General features: G+C 45.5%; 1 protein-coding gene. It reads left to right on the top strand.

The genetic code is table 11. The annotated features are described in order from the left end of the window. Window positions 1-532: response regulator (locus DW922_RS17200; protein ID WP_118727155.1), on the top strand; the 532-nt coding region annotated here is incomplete at both ends.

Here is a 532-nt window from a genome sequence, read left to right as displayed (position 1 = left end):
ACTTGGAATGGCGATTACTAAGAATCTGGTTGAGGCAATGGGAGGTAGCATTGACGTGGACAGTGAATTGGGACAGGGAAGCTGTTTTGAAGTTCTCTTGGATCTGAAAATTGCAGAGGATAGAACGGCTGCTCTGGCGGCACAAGAAGAAACAGATGAGCAGGATGGGAATATCCTTCAAGGAATGAGGTTCCTGTGTGCAGAGGATAATGAACTGAATGCGGAGATCCTGACGGAACTGTTAAAGATTGAAGGTGCGGAATGTATCATCTGTGAAAATGGTGAAGAGATTTTGAAAGCATTTGAACAGTCTGCCCCAGGTGATTATGACATGATCCTGATGGACATACAGATGCCTGTTATGAATGGTTATGAGGCAACGAAAGCAATCCGCAGAAGCTCCCATGAACTGGCACAGACGATTCCGATCATTGCCATGACTGCGAATGCATTTTCAGAAGATATTCAGCATTCCCTTGCGGCTGGCATGAATGCACATGTTTCAAAACCGGTTGAGATGAAGGTGCTGGAA

Origin of the sequence: Clostridium sp. AM42-4, from assembly GCF_003480105.1 — a bacterium.
In the GTDB taxonomy this organism is placed as follows: domain Bacteria; phylum Bacillota; class Clostridia; order Lachnospirales; family Lachnospiraceae; genus Brotaphodocola.
This window is presented reverse-complemented; position numbering and strand designations above follow the sequence as displayed.